We start from the raw sequence: 16,529 nt of genomic DNA, 5'->3' as shown, positions 1-16,529 counted from the left end.
ACCCGACCGCCCGCGGCGGCAAGATCACCGACCCGGAGCACGGCGACCCCGAGGCCGACTACGCCGACACCAAGCCCGACGAGGGCGGCGAGCGCCGGGTGCGGGCGTCGACGGACTACTACTCCACGAGCGGCCCCTCCGTGGAGACCGTCGAGAGCGACCCCGTCTTCGACGCGGCCGGCGGCGACTGGGACGACATCGCCCAGGACGTCTCGACCCTCGGCGCCGAGCGGATCGTGGTCAACATGGGTCCGCAGCACCCCTCGACCCACGGCGTGCTCCGGCTCGTCCTCGAGCTCGACGGGGAGACCGTCCGCGAGGCCCGGGCCGGCATCGGCTTCCTGCACACCGGGATCGAGAAGAACATGGAGTTCCGCACCTGGGTGCAGGGCACCACGTTCTGCACCCGGATGGACTACCTGACGCCGATCTTCAACGAGGCCGCCTACAGCCTGGCGGTGGAGAAGCTGCTGGGCATCACCGACCAGGTCCCGCAGCGGGCCAGCGACATCCGCGTGCTCACCATGGAGCTCAACCGGATCTCCTCCCACCTCATCGCCCTGGCCACCGGCGGCATGGAGCTGGGCGCCACGACGATCATGACGACCGGCTTCCGCGAGCGGGAACGCATCCTGCGCTTCCTGGAGGCCATCTCCGGCCTGCGGATGAACCACGCCTACGTCCGGCCCGGCGGTGTCGCCCAGGACGTGCTCCCCGAGCACCTGGACCAGCTGGAGGCCGAGCTGCCCGAGCTGCGCCGGGGGATCCGGCAGCTGGAGACCCTGCTGCTGGAGAACCCGGTCTTCAAGGGCCGCACCGTCGACGTGGGCTACCTGTCCCTGTCCGGCTGCATGGCCCTGGGGGTCACCGGCCCGATCCTGCGCTCGACCGGCCTGCCGCACGACCTGCGCAAGCTGAACCCCTACTGCGGCTACGAGACCTACGAGTTCGACGTGCCGACCCGCCGCGACGCCGATGCCTACGCCAGGGTCGTCATCCGGTTCGAGGAGATCTGGCAGTCCCTGCGGATCGCCGACCAGGCCATCGAACGGCTGCGCGCGAGCCAGGGCGAGCCGGTGATGGTGGCGGACAAGAAGATCGCCTGGCCCGCCCAGCTGTCCGTGGGCGCCGACGGGCAGGGCAACAGCCTGGACCACATCCGCGAGATCATGGGCGAGTCCATGGAGGCGCTCATCCACCACTTCAAGCTGGTCACCGAGGGCTTCCGGGTCCCGCCGGGGCAGGTCTACTCCGCGATCGAGTCGCCCAAGGGCGAGCTCGGCGTGCACCTGGTCTCCGACGGCGGCACCCGGCCCTACCGGGCCCACTTCCGGGACCCCAGCTTCCACAACCTGCAGGCGGCGTCGGCGCTGGCGGAGGGCGGCCTCATCGCCGACGTCATCGTCGCCGTCGCATCGATCGACCCCGTGATGGGAGGCGTGGACCGATGACCACCCACACCGACGGAGGGGCGCAGCCCGGCTCCGGCCCCGCAGGGCACGACGCCCACGGGGAGGCGCCGCTGCACCACCACACGCCGCTGCACGCCTCCGAGGAACCCTACGCCGACGACGTGCTCGAGGCGCTGCGCGCGGACGCGGCCCAGATCGTGGCCCGCTACCCGCAGAAGCGCTCGGCCCTGCTCCCGCTGCTGCACCTGGTCCAGTCGGTGGACGGCTACGTCACCGGCCGCGGCGTGCAGTTCTGCGCCGAGCAGCTCGAGCTGACGACGGCCGAGGTCAGCGGCGTCGCGACGTTCTACACCCAGTACAAGCGGCACCCCAACGGGGACTACACCGTCGGGGTGTGCACCAACACCCTCTGCGCGGTGATGGGTGGTGACCAGATCTTTGAGGAGGTCAGCGAGCACCTGGGCGTCGGGCACGACGAGACGACCGAGGACGGCCGGATCACCCTCGAACGGGTCGAGTGCAACGCGGCCTGCGACTACGCGCCGGTCGTCATGGTCAACTGGGAGTTCTTCGACCAGCAGACCCCTGACTCCACCAAGCAGCTGGTGGACCGGCTCCGCGCCGGCGAGGAGGTCGCCCCCACCCGCGGGCCCTCCCGGGTCTGCAGCTTCAAGCAGATCTCCCGGGTGCTGGCCGGGTTCCCCGACGGCCTCGCCGACGAGGGGCCGGGCGCGGGAGGGCCCTCCCTGGAGGGGCTGCGCGTGGCCGAGGAGCACGGCTGGACGGCCCCGGTGTCCCAGAAGGACGAGCAGCCGGGCACCGACCAGGAGGCCACCGCCGAGGGCCGTGCGGGCGGCCTGTCCGCCGGCCGGCACACGTCGGTCAACGCGCCCACCAACGAGCCCGACGAGAAGCCGGGCGACGCCGAGGTCGGCGACGGCACGCCGGCCGGGGAGAAGGAGGACGGCCAGTGAGCACGCAGCTGACCCCGATCCTGACCAGGTTCTGGGACGACCCCCGGTCCTGGACGATGGAGACCTACGAGGCCAACGAGGGCTACCAGGCCCTCCGGCGCGCCCTCGAGACCCCGGCCGAGGACCTCGTCCAGGCGGCCAAGGACTCCGGCCTGCGCGGCCGTGGCGGCGCCGGCTTCCCCACCGGGATGAAGTGGGGCTTCCTGCCTCCGCCGGACGGCGGCCCCCGCTACCTGGTGGTCAACGCCGACGAGTCCGAGCCGGGCACCTGCAAGGACATCCCGCTGCTCATGGCGGCGCCCCAGTTCCTCATCGAGGGCATGGTCATCACCAGCTACGCCATCGGCTGCCACCACGCGTTCATCTACCTGCGCGGGGAGACGGTGCACGTCTACCGCCGGCTCATGCGCGCGGTGGAGGAGGCCTACGCCAAGGGCTACCTGGGCAAGGACATCCTCGGGTCCGGCTTCGACCTGGACATCACCGTGCACGCGGGCGCCGGTGCCTACATCTGCGGCGAGGAGACGGCCCTGCTGGACTCCCTCGAGGGGCGCCGCGGGCAGCCGCGCCTCAAGCCGCCCTTCCCGGCGGTCGCCGGGCTCTACGCGCGGCCGACAGTGGTCAACAACGTCGAGAGCATCGCCTCGATCCCGCCGATCGTGCTGCACGGGGCCGACTGGTTCGCCGACATGGGCACCGAGAAGTCGAAGGGCTTCGGCATCTTCAGCCTCTCCGGCCACGTCACCCGGCCCGGCCAGTACGAGGCGCCGCTGGGCATCACGCTGCGCGAGCTGCTCGAGATGGCCGGCGGGATCCGGGAGGGGCACCGGCTGAAGTTCTGGACCCCCGGGGGATCCTCGACGCCGATCTTCACCGACGCCCACCTCGACGTGCCGCTCGACTTCGAGTCCGTCGCGGCCGAGGGGTCGATGCTCGGCACCCGCGCGCTGCAGATCTTCGACGAGACCACGTCGGTGGTGCGCGCGGTCTCCCGCTGGACCGACTTCTACGCCCACGAGTCCTGCGGCAAGTGCACCCCCTGCCGCGAGGGCACCTTCTGGCTCAAGCAGATCATGATGCGGCTGGAGGCGGGCAAGGGTCTGCCGGGCGACATCGAGAAGCTCGACGACATCTGCGACAACATCCTCGGCCGGGCCTTCTGCGCCCTGGGTGACGGCGCCACCAGCCCGATCACCTCGGCCATCAAGTACTTCCGGGACGAGTTCGAGGCGGGCATGCACACCCCGTGGCACGAGCTGTTCCCGGCCGAGCGCTCGACGCTGTTCGCGAAGGAGACGCAGCCCGCATGAGTGTCAACACCTCTCCGGCCGCCGGCGGCAACGCCGTGACCGACGGCGGCAACGCCGAGCCCCCCGCCGAGCCGGACGTCAAGAAGGTCACGCTGACCATCGACGACGTCCCGGTCAGCGTCCCCGAGGGCACGCTGGTCATCCGGGCCGCCGAGGAGGTCGGGATCCAGATCCCCCGCTTCTGCGACCACCCCCTCCTCGACCCGGTCGGCGCGTGCCGTCAGTGCCTCGTCGACGTGGCGATGCCGGACCGCGAGGGCAACGTCAAGCCGATGCCCAAGCCGCAGGCCTCCTGCACGATGACCGTCTCCGAGGGCATGGTCGTCAACACCCAGCACACCAGCCCGGTCGCCGACAAGGCCCAGCACGGCGTGATGGAGATGCTGCTCATCAACCACCCGCTCGACTGCCCCGTCTGCGACAAGGGCGGCGAGTGCCCCCTGCAGAACCAGGCGATGTCCAGCGGACGGCCGACCTCACGCTTCGACGACATCAAGCGGACCTTCCCCAAGCCGATCAACATCTCCTCCCAGGTCCTCCTGGACCGCGAGCGCTGCGTCCTGTGCGCGCGCTGCACCCGCTTCTCCGACCAGATCGCCGGCGACCCGTTCATCGCGCTCATCGAGCGCGGCGCGCTCCAGCAGGTCGGGATCTACGAGGAGAAGCCGTTCGAGAGCTACTTCTCGGGCAACACCGTGCAGATCTGCCCCGTGGGCGCCCTGACGGGGGCGGCCTACCGCTTCCGGTCCCGCCCGTTCGACCTCGTCTCCACCCCCAGCGTCTGCGAGCACTGCGCCTCCGGGTGCGCGATCCGGACCGACCACCGGCGCGGCACCGTCCTGCGCCGGATGGCGTTGGACGACCCCGCGGTCAACGAGGAGTGGAACTGCGACAAGGGCCGTTGGGCCTTCACCTACCCGACCCTGCCCGACCGGCTGCGCGACCCGGTGGTACGCGGCGAGGACGGGCAGTACGCCGTCGTGCCCTGGCGCGCCGCCTACCAGGCCGCGGCGCGGGGCCTCGCCGCGGCCCGTGACGCCGGCGGCGTCGGTCTGCTCGTCGGTGGCCGGGCCAGCGTCGAGGACGCCTACGCCTGGGGCAAGTTCGCCCGCGTCGCCGTCGGCACCAACGACGTCGACCACCGCGCCCGTCCGCACAGCGCGGAGGAGGCCGACTTCCTCGCGGCCAGCGTCGTGGGCCGGCGCGACGTCAGCTACGAGACCCTGGAGAACGCCTCCTCGGTGCTCCTCGTCGGCCTGGAGCCGGAGGAGGAGAGCCCGATCGTCTTCCTCCGCCTGCGCAAGGCGGTCCGGCGCAACAAGACCCAGGTCTACGCGGTGGCCCCCTTCGCCACCCGGGGCCTGACCAAGATGGACGGGACCCTGCTCGCGTCCGCCCCCGGGACGGAGGCCGAGGTGCTCGGCGCGCTCACCGGACGTCGCCGCCAGGGTGGCGAGCCGGTCGACGGCACGGCCGTTCCGCTGGACGTCGAGGGCGGCCCCGTCAACGAGTACCACGCGGCCTCCGACTCCCTCGGCGCCGGCTCGGTCATCCTCGTGGGCGAGCGCATGGCCACCGTGCCCGGGGCGCTGTCCGGTGCCGCCGCGCTGGCCGAGCTCACCGGTGCCGCCCTGGCCTGGGTGCCGCGCCGCGCCGGGGAGCGCGGTGCCGTCGAGGTCGGGGCGATGCCCAACCTGCTGCCCGGTGGCCGGCCCGTGGCCGACGACACCGCCCGGGAGGACCTGGCCGCGACCTGGGCCGCCGGCCGCGCCCTCCCCGGGACCGCAGGCCGGGACACCGGCGAGATCCTCGCCGCAGCGGCCCGCGGCGAGCTGTCCGCGCTGGTCGTCGGCGGCGTCGAGGTCGAGGACCTGCCCGACCCCGAGCTGGCCCGGCAGGCCCTCGCCAACACCTTCGTCGTCTCCCTGGAGGTGCGGGAGAGCACCGTGCACGAGTACGCCGACGTCATCCTCCCGGTCGCCCCGCAGCAGGAGAAGTCCGGCGCCTACGCCACCTGGGAGGGTCGCCTGCGACCGTTCGAGAAGGCGCTCGACTCCGCCTCCTCCTCCGACCACGTGGTCCTGGACCGTCTGGCCGAGGCCATGGGCGTGCGCCTGGGCACGGCCACCGTCTCGGCGGTCCGGCAGGAGCTGACGGCGCTCGGGACGGTCTCCGGCGCCTCGCCGGCCCCGCAGGTCTCCCCGTCCGGTCCCGCCGCACCGGGGGAGGGCGAGGCCGTGCTGGCCACCTGGCACCACCTGCTGGACGCCGGTGCGCTCCAGGACGGCGAGCCCTTCCTGGCCGGCACCGCGCCGCGGCCGGTCGCCCGGGTCTCGGCGGCCACCGCCGCCACGGCCGGGGTCGCCGACGGCGAGCTGCTCGCCGTGGCCACCGACCGGGGCGAGATCGTCCTGCCGGTCGTGGTCACCGCGATGCACGACGGCGTCGTGTGGCTGCCGACCAACTCCGCCGGCTCGGCCGTGCGCGCGACCCTGGGGGTCGACGCCGGTGCGGTCGTGCGCATCTCGGCCGCGCCCGCGGCCGCCCCGCAGAACCCGCGAGGTGAGGCATGAGCATGCTGACGGCATACCCCGACCTGCTGGCGGCCGTCCCCCTGGTGACGGAGGACCTCCCGGCGGCCGACTTCAGCGACACCCCCCTGTGGCTGTCGTTCGTCAAGGCGGCGCTGGTCTTCGTCTACCTGCTGGTCCAGGTCGTCATCGTCATCTGGTTCGAGCGACGGGTCGTCGGGCGGATGCAGCAGCGTCCCGGCCCCAACCGGTTCGGTCCGCTGGGCATCCTGCAGACCGCCGCGGACGGGATCAAGCTCTTCCTCAAGGAGGACGTGACCCCCAAGAACGCCGACCGGCTGATGTTCTACGCGGCGCCGCTCCTCGTCGCCAGCCTGGCGTTCGTCTCCTTCGCGATCATCCCGATCGGCGGTGAGGTGCAGATGTTCGGGCACACCACGCCGCTGCAGCTGACCGACACCCCGGTGGCCGTGCTGCTGGTGCTGGCCGTGGCCGGCGTGGGCGCCTACGGCTTCGTGCTGGCCGGCTGGTCCTCGGGCTCGACCTACCCGCTGCTGGGCGGGCTGCGCTCGACGGCGCAGGTCGTCTCCTACGAGATCGCGATGGGCCTGTCCCTCGTGGCCGTCTTCCTCTACGCCGGGTCCATGTCGACCAGCCAGATCGTCGAGGCGCAGGCGCAGACCACGGTGCTCGGCCTGCCCATGTGGTACGCCGTGCCGCTGTTCTTCAGCTTCGTCGTCTACGTCATCACGATGGTGGGGGAGACCAACCGGCTGCCGTTCGACCTGGCCGAGGGTGAGGGTGAGCTCGGCGGCGGGTTCCACACCGAGTACTCCTCGATGAAGTTCGGCATGTTCTTCCTCGGCGAGTACATCAACATGTTCACCGTCTCGGGCCTGGCCACCACCCTGTTCCTGGGCGGCTGGCACGCGCCGTGGCCGATCAGCCTCATCGGTGACGGCATGTTCGACCAGGGCTGGTGGGGCGTGCTCTGGTTCACGCTCAAGATGTGGCTGTTCATCTGGTTCTACGTCTGGCTCCGCGGGACCCTGCCGCGGGTGCGCTACGACCAGTTCATGAAGCTGGGGTGGAAGATCCTCATCCCGCTCTCGCTCGTCTGGGTGATCGCGGTCATGATGATCCGCGCCGCCCAGGAGGGCTACTTCGGCGACGGCGTCTGGCCGCTCGTGCTGACCCTCATCATCATCGGCGTGTTCGTCGTGGCGGGGATCCTCGTCTGGGACCACTACACGCAACGACGGGCGGCCGAGCGCGAGGAGCAGATGGAGGTGCCGACCGAGGTGGACCCGTTCGCCGACGGCTACCCGGTGCCCCCGCTGCCGGGCCAGAAGCTCGTCGAACCCCGTCGCGCCGTGGGCGCCGCCCCGCCGGTGACCGCCGCCCGCGGCACCGCCGAGACCGACACGACCCCGGAGGACCGCCGTGGCTGACCCGACCGATCCGACCACCAGCGGGCCGGAGGAGACCTCCCCGACCCGCCGTCCCCGCGCGCAGGCACCGGCCCGCCAGGACGGCGCCAGCGACCCCACCGGCGGCAAGGAGGAGCCCGGGCTGCTCGGCCAGCTCTTCGCCCCCGTCGCCGGCTTCGGGGTGACCTTCGCCCAGCAGTTCCGCAAGGTCCCCACCCAGGAGTACCCGGAGGAGAAGCGGCCGACGGCCAAGCGCTTCCACGGGCGCCACCAGCTCAACCGGCACCCGGACGGGCTGGAGAAGTGCGTGGGCTGCGAGCTGTGCGCCTGGGCCTGCCCCGCCGACGCGATCTACGTCGAGGGCGCCGACAACATCGAGGGCGCCCGGTTCTCGCCCGGCGAGCGCTACGGCCGCGTCTACCAGATCAACTACCTGCGCTGCATCTTCTGCGGGCTGTGCATCGAGGCCTGCCCCACCCGGGCGCTGACGATGACCAACGAGTACGAGCTGGCCGACGACAGCCGCCGGCCGTTGATCTACGAGAAGCACCAGCTGCTCGCCCCGCTGCGCTCCGACATGCTCACGCCGCCCTTCCCGATGGCCGAGGGCATGGAGGAGCGGGACTACTACCGCGGCCACGTCACCGGGCCGACCCAGGCGCAGAAGGACCACGTCGCCGCGCGCGAGGCCCAGGCCGGGCACGCCCAGGGCGACCCGAACCACGAGGAGGTCCCCCGATGACCCCCACCCCCGGCGCCGAGGTCATGGGCGGGGGTGAGAGCGTCGTCTTCTGGCTGCTGGCGGCCGTCACGGTCCTGGGGGCCCTGGGCCTGCTCTTCTCCCGCAAGGCGGTGCACGCCGCCATGGCCATGGCGATGACCATGGTCGGCCTGGGGATCCTCTACATCGTCCAGGACGCGGAGTTCGTGGGGATCATCCAGATCTTCGTCTACTCCGGCGCGGTGATGATGCTCTTCCTCTTCGTCGTCATGACGATCGGCGTGGACGCGTCCGACTCGCGGGTGGAGACCCTGCCCGGCCAGCGCTTCTGGGCCTTCCTGCTCGGTGGTCTGTTCGCGGCCGTGGCCGTCTTCGGCCTCAGCAGGGTGGCCTGGCCCCAGGGCGTGGGCCTGTCCCAGGTCCAGGCCGAGGGACCGGTCACCGCGCTGGCGCGGGAGATCTTCGAGCGCCAGGTGCTCTCCTTCGAGGTGCTCGGCGCCCTGCTCGTCATCGCGGTCATGGGGGCCATGGTGCTGGCGCACCGGGAGCGGCTGACCCCGCGCCGCACCCAGCGCGAGTGGAGCGAGGCCAAGATGCGCTCGGGCCGGTGGCTCGCGGGCAAGCCGAACCCGGGCGTCTACGCCCGGCACAACGCGGCCGACACCCCGGCGCTGGCGCCGGACGGCCGACCCGTGGAGGAGTCGGTCCCGCGGGTGCTGGTGGCCCGCGGCCAGGTCGGCTCGCCGTCCGCCTACCGGCTGCAGGACCCGCGGGAGACCTCGCTCGAGCACGAGCCGGAGCTCGTCGACGACACGCCCGCCGCCGACGCCGGTCACCAGGGTGCGGCCGAGCCCACCCAGACCGCGACCGGCGAGGTGGCCGCGGGAGCCCGCGTCCACGACTCCGGGACCGCGGCGACGACCGACGCAGGGACCCGGACCGGGGAGGGTGAGCGCTGATGGGGCTCGAGGCCTACATCTACCTGTCGGTGGTGCTGTTCACGCTCGGTGCCGTCACGGTGCTGATCCGGCGGAACACGATCATCGTCTTCATGGGCATCGAGCTCATGCTCAACGCCTGCAACCTGGCGCTGGTGACCTTCTCGCGCATGCACGGCACGCTGGAGGGACAGGTCTACGCCCTGTTCGTCATGGTCGTGGCCGCCGCGGAGGTCGTCGTCGGGCTGGCGATCATCATGGCCATCTTCCGTGCGCGCCGGTCGGCCTCGGTCGACGACGCCAACCTCTTGAAGCTGTAAGGAGCGAGCTGACGTGTCCTTGCTCGAATCGACGCTGCTCAGCGTCGCCCCTGCGGCCGCCGACATCGGGACCAACTCCGGGAGCTACGCCGTCGTCGACGGCGGCGTGGCGGCCGTGGGCTGGTTGATGGTCGCGCTGCCCCTGCTCGGTGCCGCGGTGCTGCTGCTGGGCGGCCGCGCGACCGACCGGTGGGGGCCGCTGCTGGCCACCGTGCTGTCCTGGTCGGCCTTCGTCGTCGGCGTCCTCGTCATCGTCCAGATGCTGGGCCTGGCCCCGGAGGACCGGGCGCTGCAGCTGCCGATGTGGGAGTGGGTGGCCGCCGGCTCCTTCTCCCTGACGGCCGGCCTGCTCATGGACCCGCTGTCGATGGCGTTCGTCATGCTCATCACGTTCGTGGGCTCGCTCATCCACGTGTACTCCCTGGGGTACATGGAGCACGACCCGGACAAGCGGCGGTTCTTCGCCTACCTGAACCTGTTCGTGGCGGCGATGCTGCTGCTCGTCCTGGCCGACTCCTACATGCTGCTCTTCGTCGGCTGGGAGGGTGTCGGGCTGGCCTCGTACCTGCTCATCGGGTTCTGGAACCACAACCCCGCCTTCGCCTCGGCGGCCAACAAGGCCTTCATCGTCAACCGGGTCGGCGACTTCGGGCTGATCACCGCGATGGCCCTCATGCTCGCCACCTTCGGCGCCCTCGACTTCGCCACCGTGCACGCCAACGCCCCGGGGGCGAGCGGCACCGTGCTGACGCTCATCGGGCTGGCCCTGCTGCTCGGCGCGACCGGCAAGTCGGCCCAGTTCCCCCTGCAGAGCTGGCTGGGCGACGCGATGGCCGGCCCGACGCCGGTGTCGGCCCTCATCCACGCCGCGACCATGGTCACCGCGGGCGTCTACCTCGTGGCCCGGTCCCAGGCCATCTACGACCTGACCCCCGACGCCCGCCTCGTGGTCGCCGTCGTCGGCGCGATCACCCTGCTCTACGGCGCGATCGTCGGGTCGGCCAAGGACGACATCAAGAAGGCGCTGGCCGCCTCGACGATGTCCCAGATCGGCTACATGATGCTGGCCGTGGGCCTGGGCCCGATCGGCTACGTCTACGCGATCTTCCACCTGCTGACCCACGGCTTCTTCAAGGCCGGGATGTTCCTGGGCGCCGGCTCGGTCATGCACGCGATGGGCGACCAGGTCGACATGCGGCGCTTCGGGGCGCTGTCCACGAAGGTGAAGATCACCTGGCTGACCTTCGCCGCCGGCTGGCTGGCGATCATCGGCTTCCCGTTCACCGCCGGGTGGTTCTCCAAGGACCACATCATCGAGTCGGCGTTCACCGCCCCGGGCTGGCAGGGCTGGGTCTTCGGCCTCGTCGCGCTCCTGGGCGCCGGGATCACCGCCTTCTACATGTCGCGGTTGTTCTTCATGACCTTCCACGGCAAGGCCCGCTGGACCGACGACGTGCACCCGCACGAGTCGCCGCTGACGATGACGGTGCCGATGATGGTGCTCGCGCTCGGCTCGCTCGTGCTGGGTGCCGTGCTCTACCCGACCGGCATCCTCACCGGCTGGCTCGACCCGGTGTTCGGCACCGCCGAGCACGGCGAGCCGCTGATCCCGCTCCTGGCGATCCAGGTCTCGGTCTTCGTCCTCATGCTCCTCGGCGCCGGGCTGGCGTGGAAGATGTACGCCGCCGGCGACGTCCCGCAGGAGGCCCCGCACGGGTCGGCGCTGACCCGCGCGGCCCGCCGCGACCTCTACCAGGACGACGTCAACGACACCTTCTTCGTCGGCCCCACCCGGACGCTGGCGAGGACGGCCGTCGAGACCGACCGCGACCTGGTCCAGGCCGGTCTCACCGGCGGCACCACCGCCGGTCTGACGGGCCTGGCCTCGTACCTGCGGAAGGCCCAGAACGGGTTCGTCCGCTCCTATGCCCTGACGATGCTGATCGGCGTCGTCGCCATCCTCGGTGCAGTGTGGGTGATGCAGTGATGAACTTTCCCTGGTTGACCACCCTGCTGGTGCTGCCGCTGCTCGGCGCGCTCGTGGTGGCCCTGCTTCCCCGGGCCAGCACCGCGGTGCGCCCGGTCGCGCTCGGCTTCTCGCTGCTGACCCTGGCGGTCGGCGTGGCGATGGCCACGCAGTTCCGCACCGGCTCCGACGAGCCCTTCCAGCTGACCGAGACCTACTCGTGGATCCCGCAGTTCGGCGTCTCCTACGCCCTGGGCATCGACGGCATCTCGCTGACGATGATTCTCCTGGGGCTGGTGCTGGTGCCGATCTGCATCGTCGCCGCGTGGGACGACGTCCCCGCGGTCGACCGCCGCCAGCACACCTACTTCGCCCTCATGCTGGCGCTGGCCTCGATGATGGTCGGGGTCTTCGCGGCGATCGACGTCTTCCTCTTCTACGTCTTCTTCGAGGCGATGCTCATCCCGGTGTTCTTCCTCATCGGGGTCTTCGGCGGGGCCCGCCGCTGGCAGGCCGCCACGACCTTCCTGCTCTACTCGCTCGTGGGCGGACTGGTCATGCTCGTCGCGGTGATCGGCGTCTACCTCGCCGGCCCCCGTGGGCCCGAGGGCTTCCTCGTCACCAACCTCACCGGTCTGGACCTGTCCGTGGCCGCGGGCCGCTGGCTGTTCGTCGGCTTCTTCATCGCCTTCGCGATCAAGGCCCCGATGTGGCCGGTGCACACCTGGCTGCCGCTGGCGGCCGAGCAGGCCCGCCCCGCCACCTCGGTGCTGCTGGTCGGTGTGCTCGACAAGGTCGGCACCTACGGCATGATCCGGTTCGTCGTGACGATGTTCCCGGAGGCGACCCAGTGGGCCACGCCGGTCATCCTGGCGCTGGCACTGGTCTCCATGTTCGTCGGCGCTTTCCTGGCCATCGGCTCCAACGACATCCTGCGCCTGATCGCCTACACCTCCGTGAGCCACTTCGGGTTCATCGTGCTGGGCATCTTCGCCTTCACCACCGTCGGCGGCGCCGGGGCCACGCTCTACATGGTCAACCACGGGTTCACGACCGCCGGCCTGTTCCTCGTGGCCGGGATGCTCATCGTGCGCCGCGGCTCGCGGGACCTGCGCGACTTCGGCGGCTGGCAGCGGGTCACCCCGCTCATCGCCGGCTCGCTCCTGGTCGCCGGCCTCTCCGGGCTGGCCCTGCCCGGCCTGAACTCCTTCGTCAGCGAGTTCATGGTCATCATCGGGCTGTTCCAGCGGCACCCGTGGCTCGGCTTCCTCGCCGCCCTCGGCGTCATCCTGGCGGCGGTCTACATCCTCGTCATGTACCAGAAGGTGGCCACCGGCCCCCGGCCGCAGCTGGCCGACGTGCCGGACATGACCGGGCGCGAGAAGTTCGTCGTCGCCCCGATCATCGCCGCGTTCCTCATCCTGGGGTTCTTCCCCCAGCCGGTCCTCGACGTCCTCGAGCCCGCCGTGGAGCAGACGCTCCAGCACGCGGGTGCGAGCGAGCCCGAACCGGCCGTCGACACTGCTAACGCTGAGGGGAGTGGCCGCTGATGACCGACGTCTTCGTCGCGCCCGACATCGACTGGATCGCCCTGCTTCCGCTGATCATCGTCTTCGTCGGCGGCCTGGTCGGCGTCCTCGTGGAGGGCTTCGCTGGCCGGGCCAGCAGGTATGCGGTGCAGGTGCCCCTGTCCGTGGCCACCCTCGTGCTGGCCTTCGTCGCCCTCGTCGTGCTCGGCCCGGACCGGCAGGGCCGGACCGGGGCCGCGGTGCTGGTGCTGGACGGCCCCGCCCTGCTGCTGCAGGGCCTGGTCCTCGTGCTGGCGCTGCTGGGCCTGATGGTCATGGCCGAGCGGCTGGGCGGTGCCCAGGCGGACACCTTCACCCAGGCGGGCGCGCTCGTCCCGGGGTCCCCGGAGGAGTCCGACGCGACCCGGCGCGGAGCCACCACCACCGAGGTCTTCCCGCTGACGCTGATGTCGGTCGGCGGGATGATGCTGTTCGTCGCCGCGAACGACCTCCTGCTGCTGTTCATCGCGCTCGAGGTGCTCTCGCTGCCGCTCTACATCCTGGTGGGTCTGGCCCGCCGGCGTCGCCTGCTGTCCCAGGAGGCCTCGCTGAAGTACTTCCTGCTGGGGTCCTTCAGCTCGGCGTTCTACCTCTTCGGCGCCGTCCTGCTCTACGGCTACGCCGGTTCGATGCGGTTCGACCAGATCGCCCTGGCGATCTCGAGCAACGTGGGCATGGACGGCCTCCTCGTCCCCGGCGTCCTGCTGGTCGCGGTCGGCCTGCTGTTCAAGGTCGGCGCGGTGCCCTTCCACGCCTGGACCCCCGACGTCTACCAGGGCGCCCCGACCCCGGTCACCGGCTTCATGGCCGCCTGCACCAAGGTCGCCGCCTTCGGAGCCATGCTGCGAGTCTTCTACGTGGCCGTCGAGGGCGTGCGCGCGGAGTGGCAGCCGATCATCGCCGCCGTGGCCACCCTGTCCATGGTGGTCGGTGCGCTGATGGCGATCGTCCAGACCGACGTCAAGCGGATCCTGGCCTACTCCTCGGTGGCGCACGCCGGCTTCATCCTCGTGGGACTGATCTCGATGGACCAGGCCGGCATCTCCAGCACGATCTTCTACCTGGGCACCTACGGCTTCATGACCATCCCCGCCTTCGCCATCGTGGCCCTGGTCCGCTCCGCCGGCACCGAGGCCAGCCAGGTCGGTCAGTGGGCCGGGCTGGGGCGGCGCGCCCCGTGGCTGGCGGCAGCCTTCACCTTCCTCATGCTGGCCTTCACCGGCATCCCGCTGACGTCCGGCTTCACCGGCAAGTTCGCGGTCTTCTCGGCCGCGGTCAGCCAGGGCTGGGCGTGGCTCGCCGTGGTCGGCGTCCTGGCCAGCGCGGTCACCGCCTACATCTACTTCAAGCTGGTGGTGGTCATGTGGCTCGGCGACGAGGACGCCGGCGACACCACCGTGGTGAACCCGTCCCTGCTGACCACGACCGCCATCGTGGCGGGCCTGGTCGTCACGCTCGGTCTGGGTGTCATGCCGTCCCCGCTGCTCGACCTGGCGCAGAGCACCGCCACCTTCCTGCGGTGACGGTCGGCGCCAGCGCCGGAGCGCCCGCCGTCCCCACCATCCCGGGGATCGACGAGGCGCTCCAGGCGCGGGTCGTCGACGCGATGGAGGCGGTCGCCGCCCGGCTGTCCGAGGTGGTCGACCACGAGGACCCGTTCATCGCCGAGGCCTCGGGCCACCTGGCCGCCGCCGGCGGCAAACGATTCCGTCCCCTGCTCACCGTCCTGGCCAGCGAGGTCGGCGGTGGCTGGAACGAGCAGGTGGTCGACGCCGCCGTCGGCGTCGAGCTGACCCACCTGGCCTCGCTCTACCACGACGACGTCATGGACGAGGCGGACCTGCGCCGCGGGGTCACCAGCGCCAACGCCCGGTACGGCAACTCCACCGCGATCCTCGTCGGCGACCTGCTCTTCGGCACGGCCTCCAGCGTGGTCGCCGGGCTGGGCGCCGAGGCCGTGCGGATCCAGGCCGACACCTTCGTGCGGCTGTGCGCGGGGCAGATCCGGGACGACCGGCAGGCCGCCCTGGGCGCCGAGGCGGCGGTCCTCGCCGGGGACGCCGACGACGACGGCGCGGTGGCGGCATACCTGCAGATCCTCGCGGACAAGACCGGCGCGCTCATCGCCACCGCCGCGCGCTACGGCGCGATGTTCGGGGGGTGCGACGAGGCGACCGTGCGGGCGCTGACCGCGTTCGGCGAGAAGCTCGGGGTCGTCTTCCAGCTCGCCGACGACCTTCTCGACGTCTCCTCCGACACCTCGGGCAAGCCGGCGGGGGCCGACCTGCGGGAGGGCAAGGCGACCCTGCCGGTGCTCTACGCGCGCACCTCCACCGACCCGGCCGACGCGCGGCTGGTCGAGCTGACGAGGCGTCCCGTCGAGGGTGCGGACGAGCTGGAGGAGGCGTTGCGTCTCCTCCGGGCCCACCCGGCGATGGACCAGGCCCGGCGGCACACCAGCCGGCTCGCCGACGAGGCCCGGGCGCTGCTCGACGAGGTGGGCGACGGCCCCGCCGTCGAGGCGCTACGGTCGTTGGTGGACGGCGTCGCCGAACGCTCCGTCTGACCGACGTCCGCCCCCTGCACCCAGGGTGGCGCCGAGCCCCGGAAGGAGCCACCGAGATGGACAACGTCGACGAAGCGGCCGACGCCGGTGCGGACGGGCCCGCCGACGACCGCCGCATCCGCGTCTACCTGCTCGACGACCACGAGCTCGTGCGGCGCGGCCTGCACGGCCTGCTGTCGGCCGAGCCCGACCTGCTCATCGTCGGGGAGTCCGGGTCGGCGGTCGCCGCGGCGCGGGAGATCGTCGAGCTCGCCCCGGACGTGGCCGTGCTCGACGGCCGGCTGCCCGACGGCTCGGGCATCGAGGTCTGCCGGGAGGTGCGGGCCGCCAACCCCGACATCCGCGGGCTCATCCTCACCAGCTACGACGACGACGAGGCGCTCTTCGCGGCGATCATGGCCGGCGCCGACGGCTACGTCCTCAAGCAGATCGCCGGCAACGACCTCATCGACGGGATCCGCAGCGTCGCCTCGGGCCGGTCCCTCATCGACCCCTCCCTGGTCACCAAGGTCATGGACCGGCTGCGTCGGGGCGACCCGCAGGCCGACAAGCTCGCCCTGCTCACCGACCAGGAGCGGCGGATCCTGGAGCTGATCGCCGAGGGGATGACCAACCGGCAGATCGCCGCGACGATGTTCCTGGCCGAGAAGACGGTCAAGAACTACGTCACCAACGTCCTGGCCAAGCTGGGGCTGGAACGGCGCACGCAGGCGGCCGTGCTGGGCGCCAAGCTCTTCGACAAGTAGCCGCCCAGGCCCAGGTGAGGACCTTGGTCCTGGGCAGGTGTGGACCT

At 71.5% G+C, this 16,529-nt stretch carries 13 protein-coding genes; all 13 read left to right on the top strand.

What is annotated here, in order from left to right:
- Positions 1–140 precede the first annotated feature (140 nt).
- The 13 genes from FJR00_RS08805 to FJR00_RS08745 all read left to right on the top strand — a co-directional run bounded on the left by FJR00_RS08805 (position 141) and on the right by FJR00_RS08745 (position 16,482).
- Positions 141–1,451: an NADH-quinone oxidoreductase subunit D gene (locus tag FJR00_RS08805; protein WP_238330414.1), complete on the top strand. Its 1,311-nt coding sequence runs from the start codon at positions 141–143 to the stop codon at positions 1,449–1,451.
- A complete protein-coding gene (gene nuoE, locus FJR00_RS08800) occupies positions 1,448–2,386 on the top strand; it encodes an NADH-quinone oxidoreductase subunit NuoE (RefSeq protein WP_141338389.1) in 939 nt (312 codons plus the stop codon). The genes FJR00_RS08805 and nuoE overlap by 4 nt, the downstream gene beginning before the upstream one ends.
- Entirely contained in the window at positions 2,383–3,696 is a 1,314-nt protein-coding gene (gene nuoF / locus FJR00_RS08795) for an NADH-quinone oxidoreductase subunit NuoF (protein ID WP_075956647.1), read from the top strand. The genes nuoE and nuoF overlap by 4 nt, the downstream gene beginning before the upstream one ends.
- On the top strand, positions 3,693–6,269 hold the full coding sequence (locus tag FJR00_RS08790; RefSeq protein ID WP_141338388.1) for an NADH-quinone oxidoreductase subunit G: 2,577 nt from the start codon (positions 3,693–3,695) through the stop codon (positions 6,267–6,269). Before nuoF ends, FJR00_RS08790 begins: the two co-directional genes overlap by 4 nt.
- A complete protein-coding gene (gene nuoH, locus FJR00_RS08785; protein ID WP_075956646.1) occupies positions 6,266–7,678 on the top strand; it encodes an NADH-quinone oxidoreductase subunit NuoH in 1,413 nt (470 codons plus the stop codon). Before FJR00_RS08790 ends, nuoH begins: the two co-directional genes overlap by 4 nt.
- On the top strand, positions 7,671–8,399 hold the full coding sequence (gene nuoI / locus FJR00_RS08780) for an NADH-quinone oxidoreductase subunit NuoI (RefSeq protein WP_141338387.1): 729 nt from the start codon (positions 7,671–7,673) through the stop codon (positions 8,397–8,399). Before nuoH ends, nuoI begins: the two co-directional genes overlap by 8 nt.
- On the top strand, positions 8,396–9,337 hold the full coding sequence (locus tag FJR00_RS08775; RefSeq protein ID WP_141338386.1) for an NADH-quinone oxidoreductase subunit J: 942 nt from the start codon (positions 8,396–8,398) through the stop codon (positions 9,335–9,337). Before nuoI ends, FJR00_RS08775 begins: the two co-directional genes overlap by 4 nt.
- The gene (nuoK, locus tag FJR00_RS08770) at positions 9,337–9,636 is read left to right on the top strand and encodes an NADH-quinone oxidoreductase subunit NuoK (RefSeq protein WP_075956645.1); all 300 of its coding nucleotides are present in this window, start codon (positions 9,337–9,339) and stop codon (positions 9,634–9,636) included. Before FJR00_RS08775 ends, nuoK begins: the two co-directional genes overlap by 1 nt.
- Before the next feature lie 127 nt (positions 9,637–9,763).
- On the top strand, positions 9,764–11,623 hold the full coding sequence (nuoL, locus tag FJR00_RS08765) for an NADH-quinone oxidoreductase subunit L (protein WP_141338511.1): 1,860 nt from the start codon (positions 9,764–9,766) through the stop codon (positions 11,621–11,623).
- A complete protein-coding gene (locus tag FJR00_RS08760; RefSeq protein WP_181409559.1) occupies positions 11,623–13,152 on the top strand; it encodes an NADH-quinone oxidoreductase subunit M in 1,530 nt (509 codons plus the stop codon). Before nuoL ends, FJR00_RS08760 begins: the two co-directional genes overlap by 1 nt.
- The gene (nuoN, locus tag FJR00_RS08755) at positions 13,152–14,693 is read left to right on the top strand and encodes an NADH-quinone oxidoreductase subunit NuoN (protein WP_181409558.1); all 1,542 of its coding nucleotides are present in this window, start codon (positions 13,152–13,154) and stop codon (positions 14,691–14,693) included. The genes FJR00_RS08760 and nuoN overlap by 1 nt, the downstream gene beginning before the upstream one ends.
- Positions 14,690–15,736: a polyprenyl synthetase family protein gene (locus FJR00_RS08750; RefSeq protein ID WP_377466494.1), complete on the top strand. Its 1,047-nt coding sequence runs from the start codon at positions 14,690–14,692 to the stop codon at positions 15,734–15,736. Before nuoN ends, FJR00_RS08750 begins: the two co-directional genes overlap by 4 nt.
- A gap of 56 nt (positions 15,737–15,792) precedes the next feature.
- Entirely contained in the window at positions 15,793–16,482 is a 690-nt protein-coding gene (locus FJR00_RS08745) for a response regulator (protein WP_141338384.1), read from the top strand.
- Positions 16,483–16,529: the final 47 nt, after the last annotated feature.

This window comes from Ornithinimicrobium kibberense, from assembly GCF_006519705.1.
In the GTDB taxonomy this organism is placed as follows: Bacteria; Actinomycetota; Actinomycetes; order Actinomycetales; family Dermatophilaceae; genus Ornithinicoccus; species Ornithinicoccus kibberensis.
This window is presented reverse-complemented; position numbering and strand designations above follow the sequence as displayed.